Raw genomic sequence first — 21,182 nt, forward strand, 5'->3', positions numbered from 1 at the left:
ATCGTAGACCCTTCCTCTCAGGAGTTAGGGCCTCCGGCAATCCCGGGGCGGTTCAAAAGGCATTTCAAGCAACCAGCTTAACCGCGTGCTGGGCGTCTCCCTCAAGACTGCCTGGTTAATGTCGCACCGTATCCGTGAAGCGATGCGAGGCAGTGGCATGGAAGTCTTTGGCTCCTGTGGCGGCATGGTTGAAGCCAATGAAACCTTCCTTGGGCGCGAGCCCGGCGTGGAGCGTGGAAAGGGGGGATATAAGCATTAGATGAAGGTTCTCTACCTGCTTGGCCGCGACTCCGGCGCGCGCCGCTAGTTCGTTGTGGACGGCGTTGCCATCGCCAATATGACTCCGCTTGTGCGCGAAAGCATCGCCCACGAAGCACACCTGCTCACTGATGACACCGGGCAGTATCGCTTCGTGTAACGGCACTTCGCTTCGCACTACCCCGCATATGTGGGGCGGCTAAGTGGATCGGGTCAATCCAGAGGTGCGTACCAACACCATCGAAGTCAGCTCCTCAATCTACAAGCGCTGTATGCGCGGATTCTATCAGGACTGCGCCAAGACGCACCTGCACCGCTATCTTGCCCAGTTCGATTTCTGCTACTCGAATCGAGCTATTTTGGGTTACAATGTCATCAATCACGCCGATGTCCTTCTTCGCGGCATCGTGGGAAAGCGGCTCATTTATGAGATGATTGGTGTGCAGCGGTAGAGAAGCCTCAGAAGCCGAAACAGAGGCAGGAAAAGCAGAGCTCCCGCTTTCTAGCCGAAGCTGAGCGCCTCGTAGCCGCTGGCCAACTAGGCCCCACTGAAGTTGAAAATGCCCTATAACTCATGGTGTCAACACATGCCCACTGCAAACATCGACGAACTTTTTGAGAGCCCCGACCATTTACTTCTTTGGTGCCATGAGGAAATCGAGAACTTTAATTACATCGGGAAAAGATTCCTTGAGCACAGTAATGCTTACAGATTAGTTGTCGAGGATGTCCTTGAAACTGGGGGACGCTGTGTTAAGATGAAGCAAGTCAAGCCTATGCCCGTTGCTATCAGAGGCCTGGCTGCGAACATCATCAAGAATCTACGAGACTGCTTGGATCAAGCTGCTTCTGCTGCCTCCGAGGCAGTGAGCTGCAAGGCTAGTAACCGCACGCATTTCCCGTTTGGGGAAAATCCCACTGACCTTGAGAATTCCTTGAGCAAAAGGAGGTCGGTTCCCTGCAAGGGAATTCCGGTGGAGCTGTATGAACTTTTCCGGCGTCTCCAACCTTACCCAACTGGGAATACTTATACCGGCGGAGATGATGTTCTTCGCATGTTGGGGCGCATCAGCGGCGCCCATAAGCACAGGGTTTCCCTTTCAGTCGCTCCGACTGATAGAGAATCGTCGTGGGGCGGAGGAGGTGTAGGCGGAATGATCAAAAGCGAGAACGGGTGCACGTTCCATACTGAGGGTTGGGATAGCAAAAAAAACGAGATGAAACTGATATCCGTTGGCGCTGGTGGATACATTGACGGCCAATTCAAAGTCCCCCTTAGCATATGCTTTGCCGACGGCCCCTTGAAGGGCGTTCGCGCTTATGAGTTTTTTATTGAATGCATCGATCGGGTGCGCAACGCGATAAACTCTCTCCACGCGGAAGCCGTCAAAATCACCCAGAAAGCTAGAGCCGCTAATTGAACGCCTCCATTTTCTTGTGGATACGGCATATTTAAAGATGCCTCTGAAGAGGAGGGGGAAAGACAGGCTGCTCGATTCCGGGTCTATCCCTGCTTGCGAGGCACCGCTCGGGCGTGACACCCCTGCGGCATGACTTCTGTCCCCAGCCTTCATCCCGCGCGCCGGATCGCGCTGCTCAATGTGAAGTACAGCCCCAATCTGGGCGATGGCCTGCTGTCCGAATGCCTCGAGGCGGAACTTGCGCGGACCTTTCAGGGCATTGCCCCGGGGACGGAGGTATTCTCCATCGATCTCGCGGGGCGGCGCGCCTACCCCGCCATCGCGCCCAGCCGCCGCGCCGCGATGATAGGGCTTCTGGAAGCGCTGCCGGCCGCGCTGCGCCGGCTGGTGACGCGCCTTGCGCTCAGCTTGCTGGTGCGGCTGCGGCTGGGGCGCCACGTGCGGGCCCGCCTCGCACGTTGCGACGCGGTGGTGCTGGGCGGCGGCAATCTGCTCACCGATGCCGATCTCAACTTTCCGATGAAGATCGCAGGCGCATTGGCGCAGGCGGTGCGCTTGCGGCTTCCGGTCGCGGTCTATGGGGTGGGTGCGAACCGGCATTGGTCAGAGGCCGGGCGGCGGCTGTTCGGGCGCGCATTGGGAGCAGCGAAGCTTAGGCATGCGGCGGTGCGCGATGCGCGCAGCCAGGCGGCGTGGCGCGACATGCTCGTGCCGCAGGGGGTGCGTCCGGCAGCGCTGAGCGGCGATCCGGGTCTCTTGGCAAGTTGCCACTTCCCCCGCCCGCCCAGGCCTTTCGATGCGCCTGTGGCTGGCCTGTGCGTCACCGCGCCGATGGCGCTGCGCTATCACGCGACAGGGGGCGAGGCGCAGAGCGCGGCAGAGACACGGACCGCGCTTGACGATTGGTACGGCAATGCAGCCCGTGCGCTGGTCGACGCGGGCTTTCGCGTCGCGCTCTTCACCAATGGCAGCCCGGAGGACCGCGACTATCTCGATGCCATGGGGCCGGAATGGATCCTTCGCGCCAAGGGCCCGGTAACGATGACGGGCCCCTTCGCCGATCCGGGCGAGATGATCGCATTCATCGCCGGCTGCCAGCTCATCGTGGCGCACCGCATGCATGCCTGCATCGCCGCGCATTCCTTCGCCATTCCCACAATCGGGCTGCGCTGGGACGTGAAGCTCGACAGCTTTTTCGCGTTGACCGGGCGCGGCAGCTATATTGCCGATACCGCCTCGCTCCATGGTGGGGCGCTTACCGCGCTGGCGCGGCAGGCCGTGGCCGAGGGGGTGGACCGCGAAGCGCTCGAGCAGCTCATTGCAAATACGCGCGGCGATATCGCGCGCATGGCTGCGGCGCTTGCCCGCGCGATGCAGCCGCTGGCAGAAGCGGCATGAGCATGGCCCCGGAGCGCATCGTGGTGATCAACGATCTCTCGCACGCCATGGGCGGGGCAAGCGCGCTGGCAGTCGCCTCGGCCCGTGCCTTTGCCGCGCGCGGGTACCAGGTGGCATACCTTGCGGGCGACACGCCGGACCCGGCGCTGGAAGCGGACGGTATCGGCGTAACCGCGCTGGGCCAGGCGCGCCTGCTCGGGCGCGGCGGGGCGCTGCTCGACGGGCTGTGGAACCGCGCGGCGGCGCGGATGGTACGCGCCTGGATTGCGGCCAACGACACGCCGGGCACGGTCTATCACCTTCATGGCTGGTCGCAGATCCTCTCGCCCTCGATCTTTGCCGCTTTGGCACCGGTGCGCGCGCGGCTTGTGATTTCGGCGCATGATTTCTTCCTCGCATGCCCCAATGGCGCTTTCACGAACTTCGCCAGCGGTGCGCCCTGCCTGCATGCCGCGCTCTCGCGCGCGTGTCTGGCGGAGCCTTGCGACCGGCGCGGTCATGCGCACAAGGCGTGGCGCGTGGTGCGCCATGTCGTGCAGCGCCGGGTCTACCACCCGCACAGCTCGCCCCCGGTGCTGGCGATCCATGCGGGCATGAAGCCCCTGCTGATGCGCGCCGGCATTCCGGCCGAAGCGATCCACTCTCTGCCCAATCCGGTCGTGCCCTATAGCGAGACGCGGATCGCGGCCGAGCACAATCGCGAGGTGCTGTTCGTCGGTCGGATCGAGGCGACCAAAGGCGCCGATCTGGCGCTAGCTGCGGCGCGGCGTGCCGGTGTGCCGATCCAACTGGTGGGTGACGGAGCGGACCGCACGCGGCTCGAGGCTGAATACCCCGAGGCGCGCTTCGCCGGGCGCTTGGCGCCTGCCAGCATCGCCGCGCTGGCCAAGGGAGCACGCATGCTGGTCATGCCCAGTCGTTATCCCGAACCCTATGGGCTTGTCGCGATGGAAGCGGCGCTTGCAGGCTTGCCGGTGGTCCTGCCGCCGAGCGCGCTCCTTGCGCCCGATCTCGAGGCGGCGGAGGCCGGCATTGCGGTCGATCCGCGTGATACCTCCGCCTTTGCCGCAGCGCTCGCCGCGCTTGCCGGAGACGACGCGCGCACGGAAGCGATGAGCCGCGCGGCTTTCACCCGCACGCGCCACCTCGCGCTCTCACCCGATGCCTGGATCGATCGACTGCTCGCCCACTATGGCGCGTGTCTGGAACAGGTTCATGCGCCCGCTTTTGCCCGATCCGCATCCGGATCGGGATCAAAGCTGATCGCGGCGAGTGCGGCAGGGACATAGGGCGCGGGCGCTGCCTCCCGCCCGGCGGCGGACCACAAGCGCCGGTCCAGCTCGCGGATCGGCTGATAGGGGTTGGTGCGCGCCAGCTGGCGCAAGTGTTGAACCTTGATCGGCACGATCACCAACGAAAGCGTCGCCAGCACAACCGCCCAGCGCCAGAGGCTGAAATGTCCACTCTGGATCGCGGCCATGAACTCGGCATAGGTCAGCCAGATCGCCAATGCGCCAAGCAATTCGGAGCTGCGCTGCCCCGGGAAGGCGAGAAGCAGCAGCACGGCAAGAAAGAACGAGCCAACGCCCGCAAGCTCGATGGTCAGGTGGTCGGTCACATAGCCGGAGGTGAGCGCAAAGGCGATGAGCAGCGCGCCGATCTTCGCGGCGCGCGCCACCTGACCGGGCGTGATGCGGGAAAGCAGGGCGTCCATGGCCACAGGTTGTGCGGCCTGTCTGCTCAAGGAACGCTTTCCGCCAGTGGTTAACCCGGCGCAAACCCGCCGGTTCCGAACAGGTCCGACTAAGGGAGATTGCTCAGAAACGGGCCTAACTGCGTGCCTGCGTGGCTCGAAACGATGGTACCCAGCGACCTTGGAAGGCGGCGGCGGGCCGGCGGAAGCGGAAGGACAGGGTTCGGGCAATGGCTCTGATGCGCGGGGTGGACGGCGGAAGACGAGGCTGGGTCAAGCGGCGGGCGGCCGCCATCGGGCGGCCGGGCGCACTCTCGCTCTGCCTCGTCGGCCTGATCGCCCCGACCGTGGCCGCACGTGCGCAGACGACGGTCGATCCGCGCATGGAGCGCGACACGGTGAGCGCCCGCGCGCGGCCCGAGGTGGAAACCAGCGGCGCCCGCATCGGCAGCCTGCTCATTTCCCCCAGCTTCGGGATTGAGGCGGACGCGACTGACAATGTCTATTCCCACAGCGACGCAAAGCGCGGCGATATCGCGCTGGCGATCCTGCCCGCCCTCACCGTGCGCTCGCAGTGGTCGCGCCATGCGCTCGGCCTTGCGGCGGAAGGCGCGGTGAAGCGCTGGTCCAGGCTGAAGACCGAGAATGTCGAGACATACGCGGTAAAGCTCGACGGGCGGCTCGATATCGCGGGCGACACGCGCTTGTCCGGCGATATCGGCACGGCGCGGCGGATCGAATCGCGCGGCACCAGCGGCGATACGCTGTTCGGCGCGGCGCCGATTGCCTATCGGGTGCTCACCGGCGGCGCCGAGATCGAGCAGAGCTTTGCCCGCCTGCGGCTGGCTCTGGGCGGCCGCTACGAGCGCTACCGCTACGAGGACCGCGAGTTGGCGGGAGCAGTGATCGACCTCTCCCCCCGCGATTTCGAGGCGCTGACCGGCACGCTGCGCGCGGCCTTCGGGGTCGGCCCCGGGGTCGCGGCCTTTGCCAGCCTCGCGCTGAACGACAACCGCTATCTCGCCCCGCCAGTCGGGCCCAACCGCAATTCGCACGGGCTGGTGGCACTGGCCGGGCTCTCGTTCGGACTCAACCGACTGCTGCAGGGCGAAATCGGGCTCGGCTATGTGCGGCAAGACTTCGTATCGCCCGTGTTTCCGCGGATCAGCGGCCTTGCCTACAACGCGCAGCTCAAATGGAGCCCGACGCGCCTGACCACGCTGCGGCTGGTCGGCGGGCGTAGCTTCCAGCGCTCGCCGATTGCCGGGATCGCGGGCATTCAGCAGCACGAAATCGCACTTTCGGCCGAGCACGAACTGCTGCGCACGCTGATCCTGCGCCCCTCGGTCCGCTATCTCGTGGCCGATTTTCAGGTGCCCCTCGGCGCGCAGCGCCGGCAGGAGCGCTATCTGAACACCTCGCTGGGCATGGGCTGGCGGCTGAGCGAGCACTTCGAGATCGGGGCCGACTATGCTCACAACCTCGGCCGCAATTCGGGCGCGGTAAGCCCGGGCCGCGCGTTTGACCGCAACCGCGTGGCGGTCTCCCTGCGCTGGCGGCTGTGACCGGCGGACCTCGGGCATGAACGCCTACACCGCTCCATTGGCCGCCGCCGCCCCGCCGCTTCAGCTGTGGTGGACGCCGACGCGCGCGCTGGCGCTGCGGCTGGCGGTGGCACTGGCATTTCTGGCCGGACTGGGAACAGCGCTCTCGCTGCTCGCGCCGCCGCCTGCAGGCCCGCAAGTGCGCCTCGCGTTTCCGCCGCCACTGCCCGATCCCGCTGCGCTGCTACCCTATCTTCCCGAAACCGCGCGGGCCGCCAATGCCGCAGTGCCGATCATACCGCCCACAGCTTCGGCGGCGCCTTTCCGCCTCGCCGCGCAAGATACAGGCGCCGAAGCGCGCGCTCTCGACTGTCTGGCTGCAGCCGCATGGTACGAGGCGGGGGACGATCCTTCGGGGATGCGCGCGGTTGTGCAAGTCGTGCTCAACCGCGTGCGCCATCCCGCCTTTCCGGCCAGCGTCTGCGGCGTGGTATTCCAGGGATCCGAGCGGGTGACGGGGTGCCAGTTCAGCTTCACTTGCGACGGGTCGATGGCCGCGCGCCGGCCGGGCGCTGCGGCCTGGGCGCGCTCACGCGCGGTGGCGGCGGCAGCACTGGTCGGCGCGGTCGATCCGCGCGTCGGCCTCGCGACGCATTACCACGCGGATTATGTCGTACCGGTGTGGCGCAGCGGCCTCGTCAAGCTCGCGCAAGTGGGGCTCCACTTGTTCTACCGCTGGCCCGGCACCTGGGGCAGCGCGGCGGTGCTGCGCGAAAGCGCCGGCGGGGAGGAGCCGCGCATCGGCCTGCTGGCCGGACTTTCGGCCGCGCATGGCGGCGCAGGCGCGGGACCGGTCGACGCCGATCCCGCGGCCCTGCCGCGCGGTGCGGCACCGCTCGCCTATCTGCCGCTCGACGATGTGGAGGATCCTGTCCGCCCCGGCGCCCGGCTCAACACTATTGCCGCTGCGGCCCCGGCTTCCGGCCCTGATGCGGCGAGACCTACATCGCGGATTGTTCTGATGCTCGATCCCGCCGCGTTTCCGGGCACGTATGCCATGCGCGCGCTGGCCGCCTGTGCCGAGCGCGATCGGTGCGCGGTCATAGGCGAGCTGCTCGGCGCCGCGCCCGGGCAGGGTCCCGGCTTCGTCTACGTGCGCGACCGGCGCAGCGGCGCCGAAGGTGCATGGTGGGATTGTGCCGCCCTCCCCCGCGCCAACCCCGCGCGCTGCCTGCCCCAAGGCGCGGCGCTGGCCCGGCTGCTTGCGGAGTGGCGCTGAGGGGGGGCGGCTGCAAAACCCCCCAGTGCGTCACGGTGCGGAATGCGGCCCGGTTTCGGGCTTGCGGGCCGCCCGGCTTGGCCTGATACCCTTGGGCGAAAGCATCAAGGAGAGGCCTTATGGGTGACCCGTTCCCCCGCGTGCATGTCGCCGCAGTCCATGCCGCCTCCCCCTTTCTCGACCGCGAGGCCGGGGTTGCCAAAGCCTGCGCGCTGATCGCCGAGGCAGGGGCGAACGGCGCGCAACTGGTGGTCTTTCCCGAGACATTCCTGCCGGGCTACCCCTTCTGGATCTGGACTCATACCCCGGCGATGAGCGGCGAGCTCTATCTGCGTTTCTATGCCAACAGCATCGAGCTGGTATCCGAGGCGACGGCCACGCTGGGCGCAGCGGCGAAGCGCGCGGGGTGCCATGTCGTCATCGGCATTTCGGAACGCGACGGGGGCTCGCTTTACAACACGCTGGTCTATTTCGATGACAAGGGCGAGATCATCGGCCGGCATCGCAAGCTGCAGCCGACCAATGTGGAACGCACCGTCTGGGGCCGCGGCGACGGATCGGACTTGCGCATTGTCGAGACCGCGGTGGGGCGCCTTGGCGGGCTGATCTGCTGGGAGCACTCGATGGATCTGGCGCGCTATGCGCTGACCACGCAGGGCGAACAGATCCACATCGCCGCCTGGCCCGCCATCTCGGCGCTGACGCATGATCCGAGTTCTGGCGTGTTCGACAACCTGAGCGAGGCGGCGGCGCGGCACCATGCCGCGGCGGGCCAGTGCTTCGTGATCAACGCGCAATCCTGCATCGATGCCGCAACGATCGAGACATTGGGGCTGACCGGCCGGCCAGAAATGATCCGCGAAGGCGGCGGCTGGAGCGCGATCATCGGCCCGAGCGGTCGCCTGATCGCGGGGCCGCACCGCGATACCGAAACGATCCTATACGCCGAACTCGATTTCGCCGAGATCACGGGCTTCAAGTATGTCTCGGACAGCGCTGGGCACTATGCCCGGCCTGATGTGCTGCAGCTCCATGTCGACTACAGGCCGCAAAGCATTGTGGTGGCACAGGGGCTGGACGCGGCTGACGTACCGGCACAGGACCAACAACCCAAGCCGTGAAGCAGCGGCGAAGATAGGTCGCAAATCGGGCCTTAATGCGGTTGCGGCGCGCGACCAACGTGGCATCTTCGCTGCGTGCAACCGGCGGAATGACCGCACGGGATGCCGGGAGAGCTTGACCATGCGGGCAACATTTGGCTGGCGCGGCGTTGGTTTGGCTTTGGCCTTGTGGTGCACCGGGCCCGGACAGGCCCACGCGCAGGAAGCGGCGGCGGCGCAGCAAGATGATGCCGACACCTACGCCAAGGCGTTCAAGAAGCTGAAGTCAGTCATCCGCAACACGGATACGGCGCCGCTGGAAGTATCGGCGGTCAGCGCCGAGGCCAGCGTGTCCCGGCGATCGGCTCGGCCTCGCAATCCCCTGCTGCTTTCCGACAAGGCGCTGGCCACCGAGGTTATGGCGAGCACCGAAGATCGGGACAATTTCGAGCCGACACCCGAATTCAGCTCCTTCGACAAGGACTTGCGGGCCGGCCTGAAGAAGGCCCCCCTCCCCGCTTTGGTGGCCAGCATGGCGCCGCGCTATGGGATGGCTCCGGATGCCCTGCGGGATCTGGTGCGCGACCTGTTGATCGCACGGGTCTCGGGCTATGATCTTTCGAACTCGGGCGAGCTGAAAGCCTATCGGCCCGCCTTCGTGACAGCAGTGGCGCGCCATGTGGCCGCCGCCGGCCATGCGACTCTCGCGCTGGAGATTGCCTCGGCCGCGCTGAATAGCGGCGGAATCTGCACGGACACCGACTTTGCGCCGATCCTCGCGAGCGCGCCCGACAAGGCGCTGGCCAACTGGGGCCTCGCGCGCGGGTTCAGCTGCCCGAAACTGATTGACGGCGCGCTGGCCAGTCCGGAGAAGCGGACGTCCGCGCTGATCATGCTGCTCACCAGCAACGAGGTGCAGGGCTTTCAAGCTATTTCGCCAGAAGCGTGGCTGCTCGACAAAGGCGGGCTGGACCGAGTCGAGGCCGCCGATCGCCCGGCGCTGCGGCTATGGCTGGTGCGCGCTCTGATCGACCAGTTGCTCGACGCTGGTTTGGCCGACGAGGCCCTCGTTCGGTTCGACGCGCAGGACGCGCAGACGCAGGCCGCATTGCTCCAGCCGCGCCTGACCGCCTTTTCGGCACGGATCGATGGCGGCGGCTTCGCATTCGGCGCGAGCGACACCGACCTGCGGCCCCGCCTTGCCGCCGCGATGGTCCTTGGCGGGCGCAAACGCGAAGCGGCTGCGCTGCTGGAAGGCGATCCAGCCTATGCCGAGCGGCTCGCGCTGGTCGATTGCCTCTATGCCGGGGCCGCCGTTCCGCCGGCCAAGGACGGGCCATCGAGCAACTGCGGGCTGGACGGCTATGGCCACGAAGGCCGCATCTCGCAGGCCGTCGCAACCCGTTATGTGCGCGAGGCGATCGATCAGACCGGGGCCGATCTCTATCCGCTGGTCGAGGTGGGTGTTGCCTTGAACGACGGGCAGGATACCTCCGGGGTCATGGTCCTGCTGCGCTGCAAGCTGCTGACCGAGGCGCAATATACCCCGCTCTGCCGCAAGGACCGCGCGAGCGTTGCGAGTGGGGTGCGGCGCGAGGACTACAACAAGGCCGAGATCGACGCGCATTTCGCGGCCATCGCCGCGGCGGGCTTTCCGGGCTGGGCCGATGTCGCGGCGCGCCATGACGCATGGCGGGTAGCCACTCTGGCAGCCTTCACCGATGCCGGGCCGCAAGACCAGCGAACCGCATGGGCTGACCGGGAAGCAATCGAGCCCGATCCCGCGCCCTTCCCCGAAAAGCCCCTGCCCCCGGCGCTGCACAGCAAGCGCAACGAGGACGGCGCCGGTCCCGCCTGGCCGCGCGGCTGGGCCAAGCTGCCGCAGGGCTTCATGCCGGTGCGCACAGGCATTTCGGGCGCGCTGGCAGTCGCGGTCAGTCGCTCGGGCCGCTTCGATCCCTCGGGCGAAGTGGGTGCGGGCGGCTACTGGGTGCATGTGAGCCGCAACAGCGGGAAGACCTGGGGGCCGCCGCTTTATACAGGCCTCGCCGACAGCTTTCCTTATGTCGTGCCCGCAAGCTCACGCCTGCCATTGCTGGACGGGGAGACGATCCGGCTCGAAGTCGAGGTCGCACTGCTGGATACGCGCTCGATCACTTATCCGCCGGTCGGGCTGCGCACACGGCGCAAGGCGCGCGATCTCTATCTTGAAATGCCGATGGCGGCGATGCAGGCGGACCGCGATGGCGACGGGCTGACCGACATCGCTGCACACCACCTGCTGCTCGATCAGGCGGCACCGACTGCGCCGTTCGTGGTCGGGAGCGACGGGTCGCGCTGCGGCGGGGTGGCAGATCCGCAGCGACAGGTGCGCGCGCAGCTTCTGATGCGGCTGATCGGCGGGCGGCAGGATCAGGCCTTGCTCGAAGGCATCGACAAGCCGGCCGACGCGCCGTTCGGATTCGGCTGGGCCCAGATGCCGACGGCGGAGACCTGGCCGCTGTTCATCAAGGGCGATCCGGCAGACTATGCCTGCATGGCGCTGCCCGTGCCCGCGTTTGTCTACGGCGCGGCGGGTGAGGCGGCACTGCAGCGCAAGACACCTGATTTCCGGCTGCTCGATGCGCCGCCGATGATCATGAACCGTTCGGGCACACGCGGCTTCTCGCGCTGGTCACTAGGCTGGACGGGCGGGACCACGCTGGTGCTGCGCAAAGGCGAGCGCTGGCTCACCATCGAACTTCACTCGTGGATCACCTGAGGCGGAGCGTTATCGCAAGACCGGGCGGAACCCCGTGCCATCGCGCAGCACGCGGGCGGTGTGGGTGCCGCCGAAGTGCGCGGGGATGAGCAAAGCCTCGCGCGCGGCGGCCATTTCGAGCACCTGGCGGCGGGTTTCACGCGCCTGATCGGGGGCCTCGCAGAACACGCTGTTCCATTCAGGGCGGTAGATCTGCGCGGGGTGGTGAACGACATCGCCGACGAACATCCCGGTCTCACCCTTGCCGGCCACTTCAAGCATCATGCTGCCCGGCGTGTGGCCCGGGCAGGAATGGAGGGTGAGGCCCTCGGCAACCTCGAACCTGTCGTCAGCCCATTCGGCCCGGCCGGCCGAAATGATCGGGGCCACGCTGTCCTCGTACATGCCGCCGTTGACCGCCTCGCCGATGCCGGCGGGGCCGGCCGCGGTGTCCTCCGGATCCCAATAGGCGCGGTCGGCCAACGGGAGGACATAGCGCGCGTTGCGGAAAGTCGGTTCCCACCGGCCCTCGATCAGGCGCGTGTTCCAGCCGACATGATCGACATGGATATGCGAGCACACGACGATGTCGATGTCCTCAGGCTGGTAGCCCGCGCGGGCGAGATTGCCTAGGAAATCGGTCTGAAGGTTGCCGAAAATGGGGAGGCCCGGCCGGTCCTTGTCATTGCCCGCTCCAGTATCGAAAAGGATCCGCTCCTTGCCGGTATCAAGCACCCAGCTTTGCAGAAAGGCATAGAGGCGGCCCGTGGCGGGGTCGAAGTATTCGGGGGCGAATTCCTCGGCGTGAGGGTCCCAGCCTTCCGGAGTGAAGCCGGTGAAGAGGTAGGACGGCGGGGCGAACGTGCCCTGCCATTCCTCGATCCGGTGGACGGTGACGTGGCCGATTTCGAAACGATCCATGGATTGCGCTCTCCTGCGCCGGGCGGTTCCCCGGCGGGGCCAGAGTGCCTCAGCGCGCTGGCTTTCACAACCAGCGGCAGAGAGAAGCGGGGTATCAGGCCGGCACGGCTCAGCGGGCCAGCAGCTTGCAGAGATCGCGCGTTGAAGGCCTGCCCGCCGCCGTCCTGTCGTCAAGCACCAGCACGCTCGGCCGGGAAGCTGTCCAGCGCGGCCAGCGCGGCAGGCCGGGGCCATCCGGACTGCCGGTCCGCGCAAAGTTCAGCCAGTATTGCTGCATCTGGCGCGACACCGAGATGTCCGCCGGCTCGGCAGGCAGCCATGCATCGGGCGTGCCGAAGACATAGGGAATCTCCGCCCCGTGATAGGCGCCAAGGCCATGCCCGCCAGGCCGGACGCGCGCGAAGCTGTAGACATGGACCGGCTGGCGGCTGGCCGCGGTCGCATCAGCGATCCGGCGGGCCGGGCATTGGAAGGCCTTGCCGGAACTCACCGCATCGACCCGGCTGGCCAGATCACCGCCGTGCCGCGCGGCCCAGTGCCGCACGCGCTGCGCCTGCCGGCGCGGCAGGCCGCGCAGTTCGTCCGCGAGCGCCGACCGCAAGCCGGCTTCATCAGCAGGCAGATACATGCGATACTCGTTGCCATTGCTGCCGATCAGCAGCGGCACACCGGCGCGGCGCGGTGCTGGCGCGACGGGGGTGTGGAAATGACCGCCGAGCTTCTGCTCCTGCAGCGCGATGATGTCCTGCCACGGCAGTGCACGCAGCCGCTGCGCGGAAATCGCCGGATCGAACAGCCTGGCCGCGAAACGCCGTGCCGCGGGCAAAGCGGTCACTCCGTCCGGGGCGAGGTAGCCGCTCTCGATGATGGCGCGGGCAAACAGACCGCGCGCTTCGGGCATCCCGGCCAGTATGGCGATATCGGTGCCCCCGGCGGATTCGCCGAACACTGTCACGCGAGCCGGATCGCCGCCGAAGACCGCGATATGCGCCTTGACCCAGCGCAGCGCCGCGATCTGGTCCATGAGCCCCTGCCGTCCGCTCGCGTCCGCGCCGAGCGAGGGATGCGCGAAGAAGCCGAGCAGCCCCAGACGATACGCGATCGAGACGACCACGACGCCCTGCCGGGCCAGCGGCCCGCCGAGATAGTTCGGCTCGTAGGCATAGCCGTTCTCGTTCGATCCGCCATGGATCCAGACCATGACCGGGAGGCGCTGGCCGGCACTGGGCTGCGGCGTCCAAACATTTAGGTACAGGCAATCCTCGCTGATCCCCGCGATGGCGGGCACAACCGTGGGATCAGCGCCCATCGCCCGCGCCAAGCGGCGATACCAGCGGGTGTTGCCTTCCCCTTGCGGACAAGCGGGGGCGAAGGAGGTCGCGTCCACGCTGCCGGTCGGGGCGGCCAGGGGCTGCGGCGGCTTCCAGCGCAGCGCGCCAACCGGAGGCTGCGCATAGGCGATACCGCGAAACGAGGCGAGACCATCCGCCTCGCGGACGCCGGCCACGGTCTGGCCGGCAATCCGCACGGCCGGATCACCCTCGGCCCGGGCAGCGCATGGCAGCACCGCTGTAAGGAGCGCCAATATTGGCCACAAGCGACAACGCCGCATCAACGCCCGGCCTCCCGAGTAAAGGGCACCTCCGGCAGCTGGCAGACTTGCGATCACCGGGTGCCTGGCCCGCCAGGCGCACTGCCTCCGCCGCTCCGCAGTGTGCCCTGCGCCAGCCGGATCCGCAACCGGGGCGCGGCCTGGATCGTGCTCGACAGGCGCTTTTCCGGTTAAGGCTGGCGACGGCGCGCGCACCGCGCTACCGCGCTTGCGGGCCGAAGGAGACGGGAGCATGCGTAGGGAATGGGGCCGGGCCGCGGGGATCTTCGCCCTCACCCTGCTCATGCTGCAGGCGCTGGTCCTTGCTTCGTGGCTGGCCGGCTTTGCGCTGATGCTTCCATCTTGGGCATCGAGCACCGCGCTCATCCTCGGGTGCCGCGAGGTTCCGGCGGCCCGCCCGCGTGCGGCGAGCCTGAGCCATGTCGTCTGCGGCGCGACCGGCGTTGCGGCGTTTCTGCTGGCGGGCCCGGCAGCGCATCCGGCTGGGCTATGGCTGGCCGCCCCGGCAGTCGCGGTGGGCGTGACGCTGATGTGGGTGCTGCGCTGCTATCATCCTCCTGCGGCGGCAAACGCGGCAATTCCCTTCTTCACGACGGCGACAATGCCCGTCTACGCCGGTGCGGTGGCACTGGGAGCGGCGCTGCTGCTGCTCGCGGCGTTCGCTCTCGACCGCGCCGATCCGCAACCCGCCCCCGCCTGAACCGCCGCGCCTAGAAGTACCGCTCTCCGACGCGAATCGTATCGCCCGGCAGCACCGCGACCTGCGCACTGCGCAGTGCCACCGCGCTTTCGCCCGCACCGGTCTGCCGACGCAGGAACACCGTCTTTTCGTTGGCGCGATACGTAAAGCCGCCGGCGCGGGCGATGGCCTGTTCAACTGTCATCCCGGAGGCATAGGAATACTCACCAGGTCGGTTAACCTCCCCCAGGATGTAGAACGGCCGGTAGGTCAGCACCTCGACGCTCACGCGCGGGTCGTTCACGTAGCCCTCGGCAAGCTTGCCGGTGAGCTCCTTCTGCACCGCGTCGATCGTGCGGCCCCCGGCTCCCACCACCCCGATCAGCGGGAAGGCAAGCGCGCCGCCGGGGGTGATGTTGTACTCACCCGTGAGCGAAGGCTCGTTGAACACGGTGACGCGCACGCGGTCCCCGGCACCCAGCCGGTAGCTCTCCAGCCCAGCCGCAACCTCCGCGCTCGAGATCGGCGGAGCGCCCGCTCCGGCACAGCCGCCGAGCGGCGCCGATAGGAATACGGTCAGCGCAAGCGCCCATGCCCGGTGCGTGCGCCGAACCTTCTCGTGCTTGTCATCCATGCGAAATCTCCAATGCTTTCCGACTGATTTCCCGATGCCCCAAGTCTATGTCGCGCGCCGCAAAGCGCAATTGCAGGAGCCCTTGCCGTTTCCTCCGACTTGGAGGAGTTCCGCGCGGCGCTCCTCTGGCGCCCAGCGCACGACTGCGGATGCACCCCGCCACACTATCTAGGCGGGGCCGGCATGCCGCCAATGGTGCACAAATCCTTAAGCAATCACCCGGATTTGCCCTTGGTCCGAGGATGCGGGATGCAGGACCGTACGAAGCTTCGGACTGCGCCCGCGAAGGCGCGCAGCGATCCTGTGATGCATGCCGGCAGCCTCAATGCCCCCGGATTGCCTCCGCAGCGGATACGCTTCGCCTTCCCCGTCGCGGACCCTGGCCTAGTCTCCAACCGAGCAGCGAGGGGTCCTGACGTCCTCCCGCAAGTGAATTTTGTGCCAATCCGGTTTTTGCCAGAGCCATTCTGCGGGGCAAGGCCGGTCGATCGAGGAGAAACAGGGGTGAACACGGCAGTCGGCCTCTATCGCAACACTGGCGGGGTGCCTGGCATGGTGCCCGGGCTCGCTTTCGAACCCAGGGTGCCGCCCCCTGCGGCGGATCGGATAGATTTGAGGCTGCTCTTCGCGGTGTTCCGCCGCCGCCTCGGGGTGTTCCTCGCGGTGCTGCTGGCAGTGCTGGCGGCGGGCCTCACGCTTACCGCACTTCAACCGCGCACCTATACCGCCCGCGCCGAGGTCACGCTCAACAGCCGCCCGCAATCGGTCGCGCCGACCAGCACGAGCGACGGTCCGGTTCAGGCCGCGATCCCGAGCGAGGGCTATGTCGACACGCAAGTGGCCGTGGTCACGTCCGAGGCCAACCTTGCCGCAGTCGCGGATCAGCTGGGGCTCGCGAGGGAAGAGCGGTTTGCCAAGGCCGCGCAAGGCGCCCGCGCCGCTGCGATTGCCTGGCTGCGAAAGGGCGTGGCGGCCACGCGCATCAGCACGACCTACGGTATCGCCATCACTTTCGAGGACGGCGATCCGGCCCGTGCGGCCAACATCGCCAATACCTTTGCTTCACAATACACCGCCGGCGCGCTTGATGCGAAGCGCAAGGCGGCGCGGGCGACAACGACCACGATTGCCGAGCGGCTGGAGCAGCTGCGTCAGCAGGCGCTGGGCGATACCGCGGCGGTGCAGCGCTATCGCATCGCCAACAACCTGCTCTCGACTACGATGGGCACGCTGACCGAGCAGGAAATCTCGAGCTACAATCAGGCCGTCACCACCGCGCGGGCGGAAGCGAGCGAGGACGGGGCGCGGCTCGATGCGGCACGGCGGCAGCTGGCGCTGGGAGGAAGTGCCGGCGGGGTGGGCGAAGTGGCCGCCTCGCCCGCGATCGGCTCGCTCCGGGCGCAGCAGGCGACCGCGTCAACCGAACTTGCCTCGCTCACCGCACGCTATGGCCCGCGCCATCCCGACGTGCTGCGCGCCAAGGCCGCGCTTGGTGCGATCGACGCGCGCATTTCGGACGAGACGCAGCGCGTGATTTCCAGCCTTGAGGCGCGCGCGCGGGTTTCGCAGCAGCGGCTCGCTTCGCTCACCGGCTCGCTGCAGCAATCGCGCGGCACGCTGGCGCAGAACAACGCCGCGATGGTCGGGCTGCAGGATCTCGAAAAGCGGGCGGAGACTTCGAATGCACTCTACGAAAGCTATCTCAACCGCTTCAAGGAACTGACCGCGCGGGAAGGCACCGAGCAGGCCGATGCCGACCTGCTGCATCCGGCCTCGGCGCCATTGAAGCCGACCAGCCCCAATGTTTTGCTCAACATGGTGCTCTCGGTCGCGCTCGGCCTCGGGCTCGGAGTGGCGGCGGCGTTTGCTGCGGAGATGACCTTCAGCGGTGTGACCACAGGTGACGACATCGAGCAGCGGCTGGCGGTGCGCTACCTCGGCTCGATTCCGACGCTTGGTTCAGTCTGGCGGGGCGAGGAGAAAGTCCCGATGGCGGCCCTGTTGGAGGATCCGCGCTCGGCCTTTGCCGAAAGCTTCCGCTCGCTGCGCGCCTCGATCGCGATGAACACGACCAAGGCACGGGTGATCGCGCTGACCTCGGCGCTGCCCGACGAGGGCAAGACCACGACCGCGATCTGCCTTGCGCGCTCAATGGCGCTTTCGGGTGATCGGGTGCTGCTGATTGACGGGGATCTCAGGCGCCAGGGGGTGAGCCGCTTCCTGCGCGGCGATGCCGGACATCCCGGGCTTATGGACGTGCTGCGCGGCAGCGCGCCGCTCGAAGCCGCGCTGGTGGTCGATCCCGCCACCGGGCTCAACATCCTGCCCCTCGCGCAGAGCAACAACGATGCGCCGGAAATGCTGACCGGCGAGGAGATGGACCGCATGCTGCAGACGGCGCGCGAGATGTTCGACGCGGTGATCATCGATACCGCACCGGTGCTGCCGATTGCCGACGCCCGGCTGATGCTGCGCAAGGCCGATGCCTCGGTCTTCGTGGTCCGCTGGCGCAAGACGCCCGAAGCGGCGCTGCGCTCGGCGCTGCGGCTTTTGCCTGATGATCGGGTGCAGCTCGCCGGCGTCGCCCTTACGCGCGTCGACATGCGCAAGCAGGCGCGCTTCGGCTATGGCGATGACGCCTTTTACCACTCGTACAAGCGCTACTATGCCTGAGGCGGCCTCCTCCTCCTCACAGCTCCCCGGTCCCGAAGGGGCAGCCGCAGCCCCCTTCCTGCTGCGCGGCGGACCAGGCACTGGCGAGCCCCATTCCGCGGCCGAGGCGACGAACTTCGACGTGGCAGGGGTTGATGGATCTGGCGGCGCGCCTGGCGAGGAGGGCACTGGCAAGCAGTGCACCGCCGAGGAGCAGGGTCTTTCGGGAACGGATGCTGTGGCGGTTGATGCGGCCGCTGCGGCGCGCGGCGGTGATCCGGCGGCGCGTTCGGTCGAGGCGGCAGCAGCGGCGGTCGTGCGCGCTGCAGCTGCGGTCGAGGCGGCCGCGGGCACGGTGCATACGGCGGCTGCGGCGATCGACATGGCTGCCGGCGCGCTGACGCTGGCCGGAATGCCAATGCGTTTGGCAGCCGCTGAGGCAGGTGTGATGCCCGTTTTGTCGGGCGACCCGGCTGCCATGCTGGTCAAGCCGGAGCATGCAGGTTTGCCTGTTGCTCTGCGCGGCGAGGCAAGCTTCTCGGCCGAAGCGCTCCGCGCCTTCGCCCCGCCCCTGCCCCAGCCTGGGCTGGGCGCAATCCACCACGGCGCGGCTCAGGCCGCCGATCCGCGCAAGCGCTTTCGCCGTGTGGCGATCGTGCATTACTGGCTGGTGACGATGCGCGGCGGTGAGCGGGTGCTTGAGCGGTTGCTCGAGCTTTTTCCCGACGCGGACATTTTCACCCATGTCTACGACCCCGCCGCGATGTCCGATGCAATCAATGCGCGTACGGTGCGCACCAGCTTTATCCAGAATCTGCCCGGCGCGCGGCGGCATTATCAGGCCTATTTGCCACTCATGCCGATGGCGCTCGAACAGCTCGACCTGCGCGGTTACGACCTTGTGATCAGCAGCGAGAGCGGGCCGGCCAAGGGCGTGATCACTGCGCCCGATGCGCTGCACTTGTGTTACGTGCACTCGCCGATGCGGTATCTGTGGGACCACTACCACGACTACCGCGCCGAAGCGGGCTGGCTGCGGCGAGCGGTCATGCCGCTCTTGTGCCACCGCCTGCGCCAGTGGGACACCAGTTCGGCGGCGCGGGTGGACCGGGTGCTCGCCAATTCGAACTTCATCCGCGAGCGCGTGGCAAAAGCCTGGCGGCGCGAGGCGGTGGTGGTGCATCCGCCGGTGGACTCTGCGCTGTTCGCAGCTTCTGATGAAGTGGAGCCAGGCTATCTCTGGGTCGGCCAGCTCGTGCCCTACAAGCGGGCGGACCTTGCCATCGATGCGTTCAACGCGCTTGGCCTGCCGCTGACCGTGGTGGGTGACGGGCCGCAGGCGGCGATGCTGCGAAAGCGTGCGGGGCCAACGATCCGCATGATCCCCCGGCTCGATTTTGCCGCGCTGCGCCGCGCCTATGCCCGCTGCCGTGCGCTGGTGTTCACCGCGGAAGAGGATTTCGGCATCGTGCCGGTCGAGGTCATGGCCTCCGGCCGCCCGGTGATCGCCTATGGCCGGGGCGGCGCGCTCGACAGCGTCGTCGAGGGACGCACCGGCCTGTTCTTTGCCGAACAGACCGCCGAGGCACTGATCGCGGCGGTGCAGCAGCTGGAACAATGGCTGCCCCAGTTCAATCCGGTCGAGGCCATGGCCCGCGCGCAAGACTTTGCCCCCGAGCGCTTCGACGCGGGCGTGCTTGAGGGGCTGGCATGAAGCTCCAACCGCTCAACCGCTTGCGCACGCTGCTCACATGGCTGCGGCTGCGGCTTCGCGGCACCATTCCGGGCAAGCGCTTCTTCGTCCACAGTGGGCTGCCACGGATCGAAGGGCGCGGGCGGATCCAGATCGGCGAGCGCGTCAACCTGAGCTGCCACGGTGCGCCGGTGGCGATCGAGGTCGGGCCCGGCGCACTGCTGGAGATCGGTGCGAGGGGGTTCCTTAACGCCGGGGTCGAGATCGTGTGCCACCACTGGGTCCGGATCGGCGAGCATTGCCGCATCGGCCCGCGCTGCGTGCTCGGCGATACCAACCATCATCCGGTGCACGAGGGCCAGGGCGTGCGTGTCGCGCCGGTCAAGCTCGGGCGCAATGTCTGGCTGGGGCGCGGGGTCATCGTGCTGCCGGGCGTGACAATCGGCGATCACGCGGTCATCGCTGCGGGGTCGGTCGTGTTCTCTGATGTACCGGCTCGCGAGGTCTGGCGGGGCAATCCGGCCGAATTCGTGAAAGTGGTGCGTGCGGGCGAAGGGTTCGTCAGGCCATGAAAAAACCACTTGCCGCGGAAAGGGCGGAACCATGGAACTGACTTTCATCGGCGCCGTCCAGGTCCTCGCTGGCCTCGCGCTGTTCGTCGCCGGGTCGGTCGAGGCCATGTTTGCCTTTGCCCTATGCTCGGCGTTGTTTGGCGGGTCGGCCGCGATCCTGCTGCCGGTCCTCGGCGGTTCGTCGATCCCGCCGGTTCAGTTCGCGCTGCTGTTCGTGGCGATGCGGCTACTGGTGCCCGGTGCGGGGCAGATGGCCGAAGTCGGCCGGGCGCTGAGGGCCAATGGCTGGCTGCTGTGCTTCGTGGTCTACGGCGTGATCGTCGCCTTCATCGCGCCGCGCCTCTTTGCCGGGCAGATCGACGTAACGCCGCTGCGCGGGCGGGTCGAGGCGCGCTATTCGAGTACGCTGGCCTACATCTATGCGGTACGGCCGCTTGCGTTCTCGCCGCAGAACCTGACCACGGCGGTCTATCTCGCGGGGACGCTGCTGGCCGCGCTGGCAAGCTTCGTTGCCTGCGGGCGCGATCGCGGCCGCATGGTGCTGGTGCGCACGCTGGCTGTGGTGGGGATGGCCCACGCGTTGACCGGGTTTGCCTCGGTCGCGCTCAAGGGCACGCCGATAGAGGCGGTCCTCGCGTTGTTCCGCAATGCCACTTACGCGCAGCTCGATCATTCCTACCTCGGCTTCGAGCTTTGCCGGCTATGCGCTCGTGCTCTTCGTGTTCAGCTTCGAGTGCTGGCTGCGGCGGATCGATCCGCGCTGGACGGGCCCGGCGGCCGCGCTGCTCGGCGCCGCGCTCGCGCTCAGCACATCGAGTACGGCCTATGCGGGCCTGCCGGTCTATGCCCTGATCCTTTTCGCGCGGGCGCTGCTGTTCCCCGGCGCGCTGCCGACCGATCGCGCGCTGTGGATTGCCGGGACGCTGCTCGTTGTGACCTGCCCCCCGGCAGTCCCTCAGTCATAACGAGAGTCCAGCGGTTAAATA

Annotated in this window: 17 protein-coding genes and 1 pseudogene; 13 read left to right on the top strand and 5 right to left on the bottom strand. The window is 67.3% G+C overall.

Annotation, left to right across the window (positions count from 1 at the left end; all coding sequences use genetic code 11):
- Positions 1-115: 115 nt before the first annotated feature.
- Positions 116-370, bottom strand: a complete 255-nt coding sequence (locus WCL10_RS19450; RefSeq protein ID WP_336897306.1) for a hypothetical protein — start codon at positions 368-370, stop codon at positions 116-118.
- 91 nt (positions 371-461) lie between these two features.
- Here WCL10_RS19450 and WCL10_RS19455 point away from each other — a divergent pair, with 91 nt between their 5' ends.
- From WCL10_RS19455 to WCL10_RS19470, 4 genes are all read left to right on the top strand, one after another.
- Positions 462-710 carry a hypothetical protein gene (locus WCL10_RS19455; RefSeq protein WP_336897307.1) on the top strand — a complete coding sequence of 83 codons (249 nt, stop codon included), beginning with the start codon at positions 462-464 and terminating at the stop codon, positions 708-710.
- A 135-nt stretch (positions 711-845) separates the two neighbouring features.
- Positions 846-1,679 (top strand): hypothetical protein, encoded by an 834-nt coding sequence (locus WCL10_RS19460; RefSeq protein WP_336897308.1) that lies wholly within the window; start codon positions 846-848, stop codon positions 1,677-1,679.
- Positions 1,680-1,808: 129 nt separating this feature from the next.
- Positions 1,809-3,077 (top strand): polysaccharide pyruvyl transferase family protein, encoded by a 1,269-nt coding sequence (locus tag WCL10_RS19465; RefSeq protein WP_336897309.1) that lies wholly within the window; start codon positions 1,809-1,811, stop codon positions 3,075-3,077.
- Positions 3,074-4,366, top strand: coding sequence for a glycosyltransferase (locus WCL10_RS19470; RefSeq protein ID WP_336897310.1), 1,293 nt, complete (start codon positions 3,074-3,076; stop codon positions 4,364-4,366). Before WCL10_RS19465 ends, WCL10_RS19470 begins: the two co-directional genes overlap by 4 nt.
- Here the strand turns inward: WCL10_RS19470 and WCL10_RS19475 are convergent.
- Positions 4,291-4,791, bottom strand: a complete 501-nt coding sequence (locus WCL10_RS19475) for a hypothetical protein (protein WP_336897311.1) — start codon at positions 4,789-4,791, stop codon at positions 4,291-4,293. The two genes, WCL10_RS19470 and WCL10_RS19475, sit on opposite strands and share 76 nt — an antisense overlap.
- Before the next feature lie 209 nt (positions 4,792-5,000).
- Here WCL10_RS19475 and WCL10_RS19480 point away from each other — a divergent pair, with 209 nt between their 5' ends.
- The 4 genes from WCL10_RS19480 to WCL10_RS19495 all read left to right on the top strand — a co-directional run bounded on the left by WCL10_RS19480 (position 5,001) and on the right by WCL10_RS19495 (position 11,454).
- A complete protein-coding gene (locus WCL10_RS19480; protein ID WP_336897312.1) occupies positions 5,001-6,335 on the top strand; it encodes an outer membrane beta-barrel protein in 1,335 nt (444 codons plus the stop codon).
- Between the two features lie 16 nt (positions 6,336-6,351).
- On the top strand, positions 6,352-7,593 hold the full coding sequence (locus WCL10_RS19485; protein ID WP_336897313.1) for a cell wall hydrolase: 1,242 nt from the start codon (positions 6,352-6,354) through the stop codon (positions 7,591-7,593).
- 119 nt (positions 7,594-7,712) lie between these two features.
- Positions 7,713-8,714: a carbon-nitrogen hydrolase family protein gene (locus WCL10_RS19490; RefSeq protein WP_336897314.1), complete on the top strand. Its 1,002-nt coding sequence runs from the start codon at positions 7,713-7,715 to the stop codon at positions 8,712-8,714.
- Positions 8,715-8,835: 121 nt separating this feature from the next.
- A complete protein-coding gene (locus WCL10_RS19495) occupies positions 8,836-11,454 on the top strand; it encodes a hypothetical protein (RefSeq protein WP_336897315.1) in 2,619 nt (872 codons plus the stop codon).
- A gap of 9 nt (positions 11,455-11,463) precedes the next feature.
- Here the strand turns inward: WCL10_RS19495 and WCL10_RS19500 are convergent, their stop codons facing one another.
- Together WCL10_RS19500 and WCL10_RS19505 are read right to left on the bottom strand one after the other, a co-directional pair.
- Positions 11,464-12,354, bottom strand: coding sequence for an MBL fold metallo-hydrolase (locus WCL10_RS19500; RefSeq protein WP_336897316.1), 891 nt, complete (start codon positions 12,352-12,354; stop codon positions 11,464-11,466).
- A 109-nt stretch (positions 12,355-12,463) separates the two neighbouring features.
- Positions 12,464-13,939 (bottom strand): carboxylesterase family protein, encoded by a 1,476-nt coding sequence (locus tag WCL10_RS19505; RefSeq protein ID WP_336897317.1) that lies wholly within the window; start codon positions 13,937-13,939, stop codon positions 12,464-12,466.
- Between the two features lie 259 nt (positions 13,940-14,198).
- Here WCL10_RS19505 and WCL10_RS19510 point away from each other — a divergent pair, with 259 nt between their 5' ends.
- Positions 14,199-14,666, top strand: a complete 468-nt coding sequence (locus tag WCL10_RS19510) for an HPP family protein (RefSeq protein ID WP_336897318.1) — start codon at positions 14,199-14,201, stop codon at positions 14,664-14,666.
- Between the two features lie 10 nt (positions 14,667-14,676).
- Here the strand turns inward: WCL10_RS19510 and WCL10_RS19515 are convergent, their stop codons facing one another.
- Positions 14,677-15,279: a polysaccharide biosynthesis/export family protein gene (locus tag WCL10_RS19515; RefSeq protein ID WP_336897319.1), complete on the bottom strand. Its 603-nt coding sequence runs from the start codon at positions 15,277-15,279 to the stop codon at positions 14,677-14,679.
- Positions 15,280-15,783: 504 nt separating this feature from the next.
- Between WCL10_RS19515 and WCL10_RS19520 the strand changes: the two genes are divergently transcribed.
- The 4 genes and pseudogenes from WCL10_RS19520 to WCL10_RS19535 all read left to right on the top strand — a co-directional run.
- Complete coding sequence (locus WCL10_RS19520; RefSeq protein WP_336897320.1) at positions 15,784-17,952, top strand: polysaccharide biosynthesis tyrosine autokinase; 2,169 nt, start codon at positions 15,784-15,786, stop codon at positions 17,950-17,952.
- A gap of 655 nt (positions 17,953-18,607) precedes the next feature.
- Positions 18,608-19,645 carry a glycosyltransferase gene (locus tag WCL10_RS19525; protein WP_336897322.1) on the top strand — a complete coding sequence of 346 codons (1,038 nt, stop codon included), beginning with the start codon at positions 18,608-18,610 and terminating at the stop codon, positions 19,643-19,645.
- The gene (locus WCL10_RS19530) at positions 19,642-20,196 is read left to right on the top strand and encodes an acyltransferase (RefSeq protein ID WP_336897321.1); all 555 of its coding nucleotides are present in this window, start codon (positions 19,642-19,644) and stop codon (positions 20,194-20,196) included. Before WCL10_RS19525 ends, WCL10_RS19530 begins: the two co-directional genes overlap by 4 nt.
- A 31-nt stretch (positions 20,197-20,227) precedes the next feature.
- A pseudogene (locus WCL10_RS19535) lies at positions 20,228-21,182 on the top strand (hypothetical protein); the annotation flags it as partial.

Origin of the sequence: Novosphingobium sp. (genome assembly GCF_037133355.1) — a bacterium.
In the GTDB taxonomy this organism is placed as follows: Bacteria; Pseudomonadota; Alphaproteobacteria; order Sphingomonadales; family Sphingomonadaceae; genus Novosphingobium.